Raw genomic sequence first — 12325 nt, forward strand, 5'->3', positions numbered from 1 at the left:
CCTTATCGGTAAGCAGCCCCGGGTTTTTAATCTAACCAAGGCACTTTTGTTTCCTCGGGGGCTGAGGGAAGACAGGCCCTGCTTGTGGAAAGGAATCCCCACCCAAAGGTGAAGAGCCTGCATTGCAGGATGATCGGCTGCTCTTGCAGCGCGCACGACCCCTTTCCTCTTTTCTGGCCTCTTTGGCGGGGTGAGCTTGCAGGATTACCCCTGTGTGCTGAGATGTTTGGCCTTAATTTGGGTAGGCATTTATCGTTGGGAATAGGATCTGCGAAGGAGAGCGCGATGCGCTCTATTTTTGTCCTGCTGACCTTGATTTTTGCAGCCCCCTTCCTGTCGAGTCGCCTTGCGGCCCAACCGGAAGATGCGGAGGTGTTGCCTGCCGTGGCCGACGACTCCACGCTGGAGCTCGACTTTGCTTCCGCGCCGACGGTAGACGACCGCAAAATCGTCTGGTACCGCGCCGACATGATCCTCGGGGCCTACCGTTTTACGGGCGACTTCTTCAGCCCCAACGTGGCAATCGAAATTGCGCTCTACGACTTCAACACCGAGGGCATCGGCACCCGCCTCTGGAGCGGCGAACTCAACGCGAGCGACCCGCTGACCGATATTGTGAGCGACGACGTGCTGCCAAAGGGCGACCTCTTTCTTCGCTTTTCGGTGCCCGAGGCCGATGCCCCGACGGCAGCCGTCCAGATCTTTTACGACTTCTGGTACCCTTGGTACGACCAGCAGTGGCAGACGCTGAACATCCGCGATTTTCGCGAGGGTAACCTCGACCGCATCGAGCAGCGCTCCACCGCCAACCCTTACCAGACGATCTGGGAAGCGCCGCAGGATGGCTACATCGCCTTTCGCCTCGACGAGCAGACCTACCCGGGCGACACCATCGTGCTGGTCGAGATCGACTACGACCGCGCGACCAAGGAAATCTCCGAAGTGCGCGAAGTCGCCCGCGCCAAGACCTACCGCTGCTTTTATGCCGAGTGGACGGCCCACAACGAGCGCGGCTTCGTCGAAGAGGGTAAGTGGTATGCCGCCCGCGTGGTGCAGGAAGAGCAGCAATACGATGTGACGGTCGGTGCCTTTATCGAATGGACTTCCGGGCCGGAAGCCCATGCCGACCCCGCCGACGCCTTGCCCCTCCCGGCTGCCGGTGCAGTCGAAGCCTTTAACGACATCAGCGAGCCGGCCCGCTACTACCAATGGGTGGCAAGCGCCGACGGTCAGGTGCTGCTGGCCGGCAACGTCTTGCCCGGCGATTACGACCCGGCCTACGAATACGGCCAAGTGGGCGTCAGCTTGGTGGAGGGAGACGCAGCCAGCACGGCTGCCGCCACGTTTCCCGCCTACGGCGACACCGTCCTGACGGTGCACGCGGGCGATGTCTACCAGATCGCGCTGCAGGCTCCCGGTTATCTCTTTTGCGCCGAGACGGTTGACCAGGTCGGCGTGGCGCTCGCCTATCTGGAGGCTCCCGCCAACACGGCCCCGGCCACCGCTGCCGAAGTCGTGCTCCCCAACGGCACCTTTACCGTCTATGACTACCAACCCTCCGAGCCCGAAGCCGCGCTCTGGTTTCTCTACACCGCGCCCGAAGACGGTGCGGTCGACATCTGGGCCGAAGGCGTTGCCCTGCAGACGGTGGCCGATTCCGAGCCGCTGACCCCCTCACTGGCCGAAGAGGGCACGCCTGGCCTGCCGCATTACCAGTTTTCCCTGACCGCCGGTGCCGCCTATTACATTTCGCTGAGCCCCCGCACCGATTACCGGGGCTTCGATCAGCACTTTTACGAGGTCGAGCTGGCCTTCAGCTTTACCGATGTGGATGGCGACGGCTTGGCCGACAGCTGGGAAATGCGCCACTTTGGCGGACTGGCCATGACCAACGGCTCCGGCGATGCGGACCGTGATGGCCGGATCGATGCCGCCGAGTTCTTCCTCGCCTCCGACCCGCGCGATCCGGCGCTGAAGAATTGCATCCAGATCGAACTGGTCGAGGGGCAGGTGCAGTTGCAGGCGGTGGTTAACCGCAGCGCCGCCCACCGTATCAGCTGGCAGACTTTCGACCAGATGCAGGACCAGTGGCAGACCGTGGCGCTCAACCAGAGCGCTTCCCTCCGGGACGACCCGAGCGAGCTGCTGCTCACCGCCACTGGCGAAGGGCTGCTCGACGGCAACGGCAGCCTCTTCCGCCTCCGCTACGAGTAATGTTTCGGATCACCCCGTTGCCCAAAATACACCCTTCCGGTTTGACAGCTTCCGGGCCTGTGCCCGTAGTAGGGTGAGTTTTCCCCGAGATGCACGACACGCGGATTGTCATTACCGGAGTGGGCCTGACCTCGCCCATCGGCAACACCCTGGCGGAGATGCGAGCCAACCTGCTCGCCGGCCGGGCCAATATCGTCAACATCGACATGCGCTACATGGGCACCGTCCATGCTGGCGTGTGCGACTACGACGCACGCAAATACCAGAGCCGGCGCGAGCTGCGCCACAGCACCAGAGCTGGCAGCGTGGCGATCTTCTGCAGCCGCGAGGCGGTGCAGGACTGCGGCGTGGCCTGGGAGGGGCTCGACAAGGCACGCGTCGGCGTCTACATCGGCACGACCGAGCACGGCAACGTCGAAACCGAAAACGAGGTGTATAACATCTCGAAGTTCGAATACGACGTGCGCTACTGGAGCCACCACCACAACCCCCGCACCGTGGCCAACAACCCGGCGGGCGAGGTGACGCTCAACCTCGGCATCACCGGGCCGCACTACACGATCGGCGCCGCCTGTGCCGCCGGTAACGCGGGCCTGATCCAGGCCGTGCAGATGCTCCGCCTCGGCGAAGTCGACTTTGCCCTCGCCGGCGGCGTCAGCGAGTCGATCCACACTTTCGGTATCTTCGCCGGCTTCAAGAGCCAGGGCGCGCTCGGCCATCACGAAGACCCCAACCAGGCGAGCCGCCCGTTTGACAAGGGCCGCAACGGCATCGTCGTCAGCGAGGGTGGGGCCATTTACACCGTCGAGCGCCTCGACGACGCCCTCGCCCGCGGTGCCAAGATCTACGCCGAGATCGTGGGCTACCACATGAATTCCGACGCTACCGACGCCGTGCTGCCCAATGCCGAGCGTCAGGTGGAGTGCATGCAGGCTGCGCTGAAGAAGGCCAAGCTGCAGGCCTGCGACATCGACATCGTCAGCACCCACGCCACCAGCACCCCCGCTGGCGACTTGCAGGAGTGTCAGGCGATCAAGACGCTTTTCCCGGTCGATACCTGCCCGAATACCCGCGTCAACAACGCCAAGAGCTACATCGGCCACGCGATGGGCGCGGCAGGTGCGCTCGAGCTGGCGGCGAACCTGCCATCGTTCGAAGACAGCCAGATCCACCCCACGATCAACGTCGTCGACCTCGACCCCGGCTGCGACACCGGCAATCTCGTGCTCAACACCCCCGAGACGCGCCCCGACGGCATCCGCACCATCCTCAACAACTCCTTCGGCATGCTCGGCATCAACTCCTGCCTGATCGTGAAGAAGTGGGAGGCGTAAGGGGCGGGGTGGGCGTTTAGCTTGCGCTAGCAGCGGTTAACGGATAAAGAATGAGTATCTTCTCTCGCGGAGATGCTCTCTTTCCCTTTCACCTCCGTTACTAGCCCCATGAAAGTCCAGAGGTTCCTTTGGTTGTTCGTTTGCGCATTTGCGTTCTCCAACGCTCTCGCGGAAATGTGCGAGTGCTGTTGGGGCGGCCGCCGCGTGGATGCCCTCTACGAGTATCGCACCTTGGATGAGGCGTTCGAGAACCTCCGGAGGCGGGATCACTTGGTCGAAATCACCGAAGCGATAATCCTGATGGGGGAGGAAGGTCTAGGTGCGCTGGTCGTTTCCTCAAATAAATCCCAACACCGTGATCGGAGGATTCATCTTTATACCTACCGGGAATCGCTACACCGTAAGTTGATCGAATATTCAGGATATAAGGTGAGAATCTGGGGCGATCTCTCTGGGATCTGGGCGGGTAACCCAGAGACCTCACAACTCTTTATGGAGGCAGACGGATTTGCGCTGATTGAATGTGGAGACTCAGGCAATTCGGAGGAGCTGGAGCCGTAATCCCGTTTGGCACTTGAGCACTCGTTTTGCTCTCTTGATCCTGCGCCAATCCCCGATTTTCCGCACTTCCGGCTGTACAAATCACTGAACTTGAGCCATGATACATGGCATGGCTTACTTCGCGGAAGTTGTACCTGTACGACCCAGGGACGGAGAAGCTTCACTATCGGGCTTCTTCCAATGCGGCCTTCTACCTCCCATGGGCGGTGCCTGATGCGCAAATTCCCTGAAATTCAGCTTGTACAGGTACCGAAACTGGTCCACCGTACTGGGATGGCTTATCCCGCGGAAGTTGTACCGTTTCTTGAAGAGCTGGCGCAATTTCGTCTGCGGCCGGAGGGCGGGCAGGTAGAAACCCGTCCGTATGGCGATGACGAGAGCGCTTTCCTCGTGCCCACCTACTTCAACGAATTCTGGACCGCCCAGCAGCGCCAGGCGGCCGCGATCCACGAGATACCATACCGCGCGTGCTTCAAGCCGCAGCTGCCCCGGTTCTTTATCGACCGGCTCTCGTCCCCCGGCGACCTGATCTACGACCCCTTCATGGGGCGCGGCACTACGGTGATCGAGGCGGCGTTGCTCGGGCGTCGCGTGGCGGGGTGCGACCTCAACCTGCTGTCGCGCTGCTTCACCGAGCCGCGGCTCAACCCGCCGACCGTCGAAGCGGTGCAGGAGCGCCTCGACAGTCTCGACCTGGAGAAGCGCACCACGGTGCGAAACGACCTACGCGCCTTCTACCACCCGGCGACCTTGCGCGAGATCACGCACCTGCGCCGCTACCTGCACGAGCGTGGCAAGGAGGCCGATGCGGTCGACAACTGGCTGCGGCTGGTCGCGCTGACTCGCCTCACGGGGCACTCCAGCGGCTTCCTTTCGGTTTACACCCTGCCGCCCAACCAGGCCGTCAGCATCGCCGCGCAGCGCCGAATCAACGAGCGTCGCGACCAGACGCCGCCGCGTCGCGAACTGCGCCCGATCCTCGTCAAAAAGACGCAGGCCCTCTTGCGTGGCATGCAGCCCGAGGCGCTCGACGCCCTGCGCCAGGCCGGCCGCGATGCGCTGATCATGACCCAGGATGCGCGCCATACCGTGCAGGTCCCGGATAATTCGGTGCAGCTCACCGTCACCTCTCCCCCCTTCCTCGATGTGGTGGACTACCAGGGCGACAACTGGCTGCGCCTGTGGTTCGCCGGGGTGCCGGGTAAGCTGCAGGGCCTCATCACGCCGCGCACGCCCCAGGCTTGGGCGACGGCGATGGCGCAAGTCTTTGCCGAAACGCTCCGTATCACTCGCCCGGGCGGTTACCTCGTGTGCGAGGTGGGCGAAGTGCGCCACGGTCAGGTGCAGCTCGAGCAATACTTGATCCCTGCCGTCGCCAAGGTCGGCTGGCAACCGGTCGCCGTACTCCAGCACCAGCAGGAATTTACCAAGACGGCCCACTGCTGGGGCGTCTCCAATAATTCCGGCGGCACCAACTCCCACCGCATCGCCGTCTTCCGTAAGGGGTGAGGTGAGGGGGCTAGTCCTTACGCCAGTGGTGTGGTCGCCGTTTTAGATGCGGCAAATATTCAACTAGAATTTCTTTGTCCGTAGCTGTGTAGGCGAGAGCATAGGGAAAGCCAGCAACGAGCGCCAAACGGTAACGCCCTGCTAGTCGCGAGTGTCCGCTCTCAGGAAATTGCAGGAGCCGGTCTCGCAGCTTTTCCACTTCGCGTAAGAAGCGGATAGCGAGGACCGGATCTATGGTGTGATAGTAGTCGAGGATCTGATTGAGTTCGGCTTCAGCCTCAGAAGTAAACCGTAGCTTCATGATTGGAGCCGTTGCCAAGCGCGCTGAAGGACCTCATCTCCATCTACGATAGAGACATCGCCTTTCTCGCGTGCAGCCATTCTACGCTCCATTTCGCGGTCTATCTCATCCCACTGATGCGGATCGCGATCCAGTTGCAAGCTTTCCAACAGGATGTCCGCGAGACGAGCGCGATCAGCAAGTCCGAGCTCTAATGCGTCTTGAGCTACTTCAGTAAGAACACGCATACGTCTTATCTAGACCAGTCGTGGTTGCCGCGCAAGAAGGTACCTTGGCAAGGCACCAAAAGAAAACGGGCCCTTCGCTTGGAAGGAGCCCGTCTCGCAATGAAGTAAAAGTGCTTGCTAGAAACTAGAAGCGGAAGAGCACACCAGCGGTGTAGGTGTCGTAGTCGTCGGCATCCTGGATGTTGGTGTGGTCGAAGCCCACGTTGAGGCCCACGACTTCGGTCAGCCAGTAGTTGGCGCTCACGCCGACGGAGTAGGCGGTGGCGTTGGCTTCTTCGTTGCGGGCCGCACCGGTATTGACGATGAACGAAAGCTGGTCGTTGGCGGACAGCTCGAGGCCGATGGTGCCGCCGAACACGAAGTCGGATTCGTCACCGGCGTTTTGCCAGTCGTTGCCAATCTGGACGCCGACGAAGGGCGTGACCACGTTGTTGAGCGGGAAGTAGGCCACGACACCGCCGTTGAGGCTGACGAGGTCGTCGTCACCCCAGTAGCGACCGTAGTCGATATTGGCGTACTGCACACCCACGGTGGCATCGATACCGAAGCGCTCTTGCTGCACGACCGGCAGGTTGTAGGCGATCGCGGCACCATTGCCGTCGAAGCCGTCGCCGTCGACATAAGCGCCTTGCACGCCGATGTACTGTTGGCCAAAGGTACCAGCGTTAGCAGCAACTGCCAGCAGGGGGAGGCTGGCCAAGATAGTCAGTTTGTTCAGATTCATGTGCTTACGAGTTCTAACAGTCAGTTTCCAATTAAGGGGAAGCGGCACATGTTCCACTCTTTGCCCAGTGGGTCAAGAAGCCGACGGCCTATGAAATACATTCATAGCTAACGCTAATGGGTGTTATTAGCGCTTCCGATATCTTGCTAATTCGCTTGGTGGGCCGGCCGGAAAGCGGGGGAGATGAGCGAATTTAATAGCGGAAAAACAGCGACAACGTGCAGAGGTGGGCGTTGCGACGGTCCCCGTCGTAGTTGTAGTAACGATACCCGATTTGGGTGCCGAGCACCTCTGTTACCCAAAAATGGGCACCGGCGAACCATTGGTAAGCTTCCTCCTGCCGATGGTCGTCTTTTTCAATTCCAGCCCCGCCCAGAAGGGAAAATTTGTCGTTGAACGCGAATTCGAGCCCCAGATCTGCCCCGTACGTGAAGTAATTGTAGTCCGCCGTTTCGACTTCGCCGTACGGCGCTCTGAGGTCGAATTCGAAGCGATCTGCCCAGGTGGTGATGGCGTGGGCGCGGGCGAACAGCTTGAGGCGCTCGTGCACCGGGAGGTAAGCCGTCAGATCGAGGCCGAGCGAGCGGTGCTCGTTTTCACCCGCAAAGAGCATCACGCGTTGCCCGGTGGAGCCGGTGTAATAGAGCTGCGCTTCCTGAGTCTCGTAGCGTCCAAAGAAGCCCACATCCAGGCCCCATTGCTCCTGCTCGATCAAGGGCAGGTTATAGCGCAGCCCCAGCCGCTCCGCATCGGTGCGCTTTTGGGCGATATAGCCGGCGTCGATGCTGATGTATTGCTCGCCCAAGGTGCTGGCGTAGCTGGTGCCGGCGAGGGCGGCAAAAACGGAGAAGACGGTCAGGTGCTTCAGGATCATAGGCTTGGACATAGTCGCTGCAGAAAAAAGCAGCCTATGTTTGACGCACGTTTGTGTCCGTCAAGCCTGTATATTTACCTGACTGAGGTATACATGCCGGGCGTTGCATATTCGCCCGGCTCTGTATCCCTTAAGACTCCAGCCAATAGGCCATGCCATCGGCCTGCGCGCCGGCAAGGCTGGCGGCGAGGCGCTCCTGCTCTTCGCGACAGGTGGCCTCGTGATGGCAGACGGCTTCGGCCACCCGTTGAAGGCGGCTCGTCAGGCGCTCTGCGAGGGCGGCTTGGGCGGCCAGGGGCAGTGAATAGACGGAAGTAACGATATGCGGGGGTACTGGCATAGTGCCAGCGAATCGCCGCAAATCACGGATCGCAACGGTTACAGCCCGGGCTTTGCCCGTTAACACCTCGGCTGATAAGCCCTAGGACTTGAGCTGTTCGATCTCGACTTCGAACTGCTGCACGGCGCGGTCATACTCCGCGCGGATGTGGCGGGCGATTTCGGGCAGCGCGGCCAGGTTGCCCGCGTTCGTTTCGGTTTCGAGCTTGCGGCACAGCTTGGAGAGGCGCAATGCACCCAGGTTGGCGCTGGCTCCGGCCAAGGAGTGGGCGTGTTTGCCGATCGCTACGGTATCGTTTTGGCCCAGAGAGGCTTGCAGCGCGTCGAGGCGGGGGCCCGACTCTTCTCGAAAGAGGTCGAGCAGTTCCTGAATCAGTTCGGCGGCCGCATCTTCACCAGTCTCGACCAACATGTCGAACTGTTCGCGGTCCACGACCGGCTCGGCTAGGATATGGGACAATTCCATGGTCAAAACAAGTGGGGACTCGTGAGGGCAGAGAACAGCTTGTGCCGTTGAAGCGCAAGGTGAAAGCTTGATCTCAGTTAAAAGTGCGGCACCTTGAAAGATCGACCGATGCCGCACGTTCTCTATCGCCCCGCCCACTTTTTCCAGCCGAAGACGACGTTGGGTTTCGATCCCACCTACGGTTACGGCCTCGAAGCCCTCCAGCAGATCGCGCCCCCCCGCCCACCGGCGGGTTTCGCGGCTTTCTGGCAGCGCCGTTATGAGGAAGCCCGCAATATCGAGCCGGCGGCCACGACCGAGACTTCTCCCTTCAGCACGCGCGAGCGCGAGGTGCTCAAGGTCTACTTCAACAGTGCGGGTGGTCGTCGCATCGGGGGCTGGCTCAGCCTGCCGCGCAAAAAGGAGATCCGGCTCGGCCTCGTCGTGGGCCACGGCTACGGTGGCCGCAACGCGCCCGACGCCGAAGAGCTGCTGCCCGAGGCGGCCACGCTCTACTTCTGCGCCCGCGGCTTCCACCTCAGCCGCTTTCCCGACATCCCGGAGTCGAGCGTCTTTCACGTGATCCAGGGCCTGCGCGACCGTGAGCAATACGTGCATGCGGGCTGCGTGCAAGACATCTGGTGCGCTGCCAACGCGCTGGAAAGCCTCTGCACGGAGGTCGACGGCAATATCTTTTACGACGGCGTCAGCTTCGGTGGCGGCATCGGCGCCTTGGCCTTGCCCTGGGACGACCGCTTCTGCGGCGGCCACCTCGGCCTGCCCAGCTTTGGCCACCACCCACTGCGCTTGCGCATGCCCTGCCAAGGCTCCGGCGAGGCCGTCCGCAAAGTCCACCAGCACTACCCCCAGGAGGTCGAAGACACGCTGGCCTACCACGATGCCGCCTCCGCCGCCCAGTTTGCAGACAAGCCGGTGCTCGTCTCTGCCGCTCGTTGGGACCCCTCGGTGCCGCCGCCCGGCCAATTCGCGATCTACAACGCCTGGCAAGGCCCCAAACACCTCTTTGTGCTCAACGCCGGCCACTGGTCTTACCCGGGCGAGCACGACGAGCAACACCGCCTCCGCCACGCCATCCGCGACTTCATCCGCGCTCGCTCCACCCACGACGCCCCGGCTTCCTGAGGCCGTTTCTGCGATGCCGATACGGTTGGAGCAGCGGGATTTGTCGGTGGCCCGCGATTAAACAAGAGTCGCACCCCTTAGCACCAGATCGGCGGGGCGTCCGTTGTCTCCAGCGTACCGACGTTGACCTTGAGGCCGTCGTAGGCGAGGCGCACGTTGTCGGGCAGCGTCTCGCTGTAGCTCTCATGGTCGACCGCAAAGGTCATGTGGATGAAATAGGTGCGGTGGGCCTGGAGTTCGAGCGCCACCTTGAGCGCGCCGTCGAGGTGCAGGTGGCTGGGGTGGGGGTCGGGCCGGAGGGCGTCGATCACCAGCACCTCGGCGCCTTGGGCCAGCGCCTTGGCGGCAGGCGTCACTTCCTTGCAATCGGTAAAATAGGCGAGGCGCTGGCCGGTCTGCTTTTCGGTAAAGACGAGCCCGAGCGTGTCCGAGCGCCCGTGCGGCAACGGCGTGGCCGAGATGCGACCGCAGGGCAAGTCGAGCGTGGCCGGCATCTCGCGCAGGCTGAAGGCCGGGTAGCCGGGCACGGGCGCCTCTTCGTGCATGGCGTAGGGGAAGACCTGTTGCAGGCGGTCAAGCGTCTCGCGGTTACCATAGACGGGCAGGGCTTTGCCGCCGCGCAAGTCCACATGACGGCGCAAGTCGTCCATCCCCATGATGTGGTCGGCATGGGCATGGGTCATCAACACGTAGTCCACCTGGTCGATGCCGTTACGCAGGCACTGCAGGCGAAACTCCGGCCCCACGTCGATCTGGATCCGCTGGCCGCCCATCCAGATGTGAGCGCTCGTGCGGGTGCGCCAGTTGCGCGCGTCCTGCACGTCGAGCCCGTGGGAATGGTGGGCGATCATGGGGACGCCTTGCGACGTGCCGGTGCCAAGGAATGCAATGTCCATCGCGTGGGCCATGAGGGCAGAACGACACCCGTAGTGCAAGCCCCTTAACGGAACCTCGCCCACGGGTTACGATCTTGCGCTTGGGGCGGGGGCCAGTTGACTGGGAGACACGTTGCCGATGTTTCGACTGCCCCCGCTACGCACTTTTGTCGACCTCTGTTTCCCACCCAGCTGCGCCTTTTGCGGCGACGTGGTAGAGGAGGGGCCGGTTCGCCATGTCTGCGCGGCCTGTCGGGCGAGCTGGGAATTTATCGAACCGCCCTGCTGCGAAACTTGTGGCTACCCCTACATGGGCGCGGTAGAGGCGGACCGGAAATGCCCGCGCTGTGTGGACCTGCAGCCGGCCTTCGAGCGTGGTCGGGCGATCTTTCGCTATACCGAAACGGGCCGGGCGTGGGTGCACGAGCTGAAATACCACGCTGGGCTTTACCTGCTCCACGATGTGCCCTGGCTGCTCAAGCGACGGCCCGAATTCCTGCACCTCGCCGCCGGAGCGGTGCTCGTGCCAGTGCCGCTCTACCCGCGCAAGGAGCGGGAGCGCGGCTTCAACCAGAGCTACGAGCTGGCGGCGGCCTTTGCCCGTGCCGTCCCGGGGGCTGAAGTTGCTCCGCTGATCCGGCGGGTCCGTGAGACGCCGACGCAGACCGACCTGACCCGCGCCCAGCGGCAGGAAAACGTGCGCGGTGCCTTCGCCTTGGCCAAAGGCGCGCGCCCCGACCCGAAACGCCTGCATGTGGTGGTCGACGATGTGCTGACTACGGGGGCGACGGTCAACGCCTGCGCGAAGGTGCTGGCGAGGGCTGGGGTGGGGCGGGTGCGCGTGTTGACGGCCGCCCATGGCTGACGTGTTGACGTCGCCCGTTCAACTGCGCAATCTTTGTCGTAATGGCCTTCTTTTCCAAGCCACGCTACAGCACCGTCAAGCCGCCGGAACGCAAACGCGACATCCCGCGCGACCTCTATACCCGTTGCCCGAAGTCCGGGGAGCTGATCTATACCAAGCAGCTTGAGGAGAATTTGATGGTGGTGCCGAAGAGCGGTCACCACTTCCGCCTCGACGGCCCCCGCCGCATCGAGAGCCTGATCGACGCCGGCACCTGGCAGGAACTCGACCTGGGCGTCACTGCCGTCGACAGCCTCAAGTTTACCGATACCAAGCCCTACCAGGAGCGCCTCGAAGGCTACATTGCCAAGACGGGCCTCAACGAAGCCGTGCTGTGCGGCCTCGGCCAGATGGACGGCCTGCCCGTGAGCCTCGCGGTGATGGACTTCCGCTTTGCCGGTGCCTCGATGAGTGCGGCGGTGGGCGAAAAGCTGACCCGCACGATTGAGCGCGGCATCGAGCAAAAGCTGCCCGTCATCATCGTTTGCGCCTCCGGTGGTGCGCGGATGCAGGAGGGCATCTTCAGCCTCATGCAGATGGCCAAGACCAGCGCGGCCCTCGCGCGCCTGTCCGACGCCGGGCTGCCCTACATCTCGATCTTGACCGACCCGACCACGGGCGGCGTCACCGCCAGCTTTGCGACCTTGGGGGATTTGATCCTGGCCGAGCCGGAAGCGCTGATCTGCTTCGCCGGCCCGCGCGTGATCAAGGAAGGCACCAACCAGGAGCTGCCCGAAGGCTTCCAGCGCTCGGAGTTCCTGCTTGAGCGGGGCCTGATCGACCAGATTGTGCACCGCCACGAGATGAAGCCGCGCATCGTCAGCTTCCTCCGCGCCTTCCTGCACCAGCCCGCTCCGGCCACCGCCTAGCGCCCA

At 62.5% G+C, this 12325-nt stretch carries 14 protein-coding genes; 8 read left to right on the forward strand and 6 right to left on the reverse strand.

Annotated elements, in window-relative coordinates; genetic code table 11:
- Positions 1 to 285: 285 nt before the first annotated feature.
- From Q7P63_02220 to Q7P63_02235, 4 genes are all read left to right on the forward strand, one after another.
- Positions 286 to 2214 (forward strand): hypothetical protein, encoded by a 1929-nt coding sequence (locus Q7P63_02220; protein ID MDP0498892.1) that lies wholly within the window; start codon positions 286 to 288, stop codon positions 2212 to 2214.
- An 89-nt stretch (positions 2215 to 2303) separates the two neighbouring features.
- On the forward strand, positions 2304 to 3548 hold the full coding sequence (locus Q7P63_02225) for a beta-ketoacyl-[acyl-carrier-protein] synthase family protein (GenBank protein MDP0498893.1): 1245 nt from the start codon (positions 2304 to 2306) through the stop codon (positions 3546 to 3548).
- A gap of 108 nt (positions 3549 to 3656) precedes the next feature.
- A complete protein-coding gene (locus tag Q7P63_02230) occupies positions 3657 to 4109 on the forward strand; it encodes a hypothetical protein (protein ID MDP0498894.1) in 453 nt (150 codons plus the stop codon).
- A gap of 273 nt (positions 4110 to 4382) precedes the next feature.
- Positions 4383 to 5618, forward strand: a complete 1236-nt coding sequence (locus tag Q7P63_02235; GenBank protein MDP0498895.1) for a DNA methyltransferase — start codon at positions 4383 to 4385, stop codon at positions 5616 to 5618.
- A 10-nt stretch (positions 5619 to 5628) separates the two neighbouring features.
- Here Q7P63_02235 and Q7P63_02240 read toward each other — a convergent pair whose 3' ends face one another.
- Positions 5629 to 5919: a type II toxin-antitoxin system RelE/ParE family toxin gene (locus Q7P63_02240; protein MDP0498896.1), complete on the reverse strand. Its 291-nt coding sequence runs from the start codon at positions 5917 to 5919 to the stop codon at positions 5629 to 5631.
- Positions 5920 to 5921: 2 nt separating this feature from the next.
- Between Q7P63_02240 and Q7P63_02245 the strand changes: the two genes are divergently transcribed.
- Positions 5922 to 6113 (forward strand): hypothetical protein, encoded by a 192-nt coding sequence (locus Q7P63_02245; GenBank protein ID MDP0498897.1) that lies wholly within the window; start codon positions 5922 to 5924, stop codon positions 6111 to 6113.
- A gap of 157 nt (positions 6114 to 6270) precedes the next feature.
- Here the strand turns inward: Q7P63_02245 and Q7P63_02250 are convergent, their stop codons facing one another.
- The 4 genes from Q7P63_02250 to Q7P63_02265 form a co-directional block, all read right to left on the reverse strand.
- The gene (locus tag Q7P63_02250; GenBank protein ID MDP0498898.1) at positions 6271 to 6870 is read right to left on the reverse strand and encodes a hypothetical protein; all 600 of its coding nucleotides are present in this window, start codon (positions 6868 to 6870) and stop codon (positions 6271 to 6273) included.
- 193 nt (positions 6871 to 7063) lie between these two features.
- Complete coding sequence (locus Q7P63_02255) at positions 7064 to 7756, reverse strand: hypothetical protein (GenBank protein ID MDP0498899.1); 693 nt, start codon at positions 7754 to 7756, stop codon at positions 7064 to 7066.
- Between the two features lie 118 nt (positions 7757 to 7874).
- Positions 7875 to 8084, reverse strand: coding sequence for a hypothetical protein (locus Q7P63_02260; protein ID MDP0498900.1), 210 nt, complete (start codon positions 8082 to 8084; stop codon positions 7875 to 7877).
- A gap of 81 nt (positions 8085 to 8165) precedes the next feature.
- Positions 8166 to 8549: an Hpt domain-containing protein gene (locus Q7P63_02265; GenBank protein MDP0498901.1), complete on the reverse strand. Its 384-nt coding sequence runs from the start codon at positions 8547 to 8549 to the stop codon at positions 8166 to 8168.
- A gap of 108 nt (positions 8550 to 8657) precedes the next feature.
- Here Q7P63_02265 and Q7P63_02270 point away from each other — a divergent pair, with 108 nt between their 5' ends.
- Complete coding sequence (locus tag Q7P63_02270; protein MDP0498902.1) at positions 8658 to 9671, forward strand: acetylxylan esterase; 1014 nt, start codon at positions 8658 to 8660, stop codon at positions 9669 to 9671.
- Between the two features lie 77 nt (positions 9672 to 9748).
- Here Q7P63_02270 and Q7P63_02275 read toward each other — a convergent pair whose 3' ends face one another.
- Entirely contained in the window at positions 9749 to 10567 is an 819-nt protein-coding gene (locus Q7P63_02275; protein ID MDP0498903.1) for an MBL fold metallo-hydrolase, read from the reverse strand.
- A gap of 118 nt (positions 10568 to 10685) precedes the next feature.
- On the opposite strand from Q7P63_02275, the gene Q7P63_02280 reads away from it, so the two are divergent.
- Complete coding sequence (locus Q7P63_02280) at positions 10686 to 11411, forward strand: ComF family protein (GenBank protein MDP0498904.1); 726 nt, start codon at positions 10686 to 10688, stop codon at positions 11409 to 11411.
- Positions 11412 to 11452: 41 nt separating this feature from the next.
- Positions 11453 to 12319, forward strand: a complete 867-nt coding sequence (gene accD, locus Q7P63_02285; GenBank protein ID MDP0498905.1) for an acetyl-CoA carboxylase, carboxyltransferase subunit beta — start codon at positions 11453 to 11455, stop codon at positions 12317 to 12319.
- Positions 12320 to 12325: the final 6 nt, after the last annotated feature.

This window comes from Verrucomicrobiota bacterium JB022 (assembly GCA_030673845.1).
GTDB lineage: Bacteria > Verrucomicrobiota > Verrucomicrobiia > Opitutales > Oceanipulchritudinaceae > WOUP01.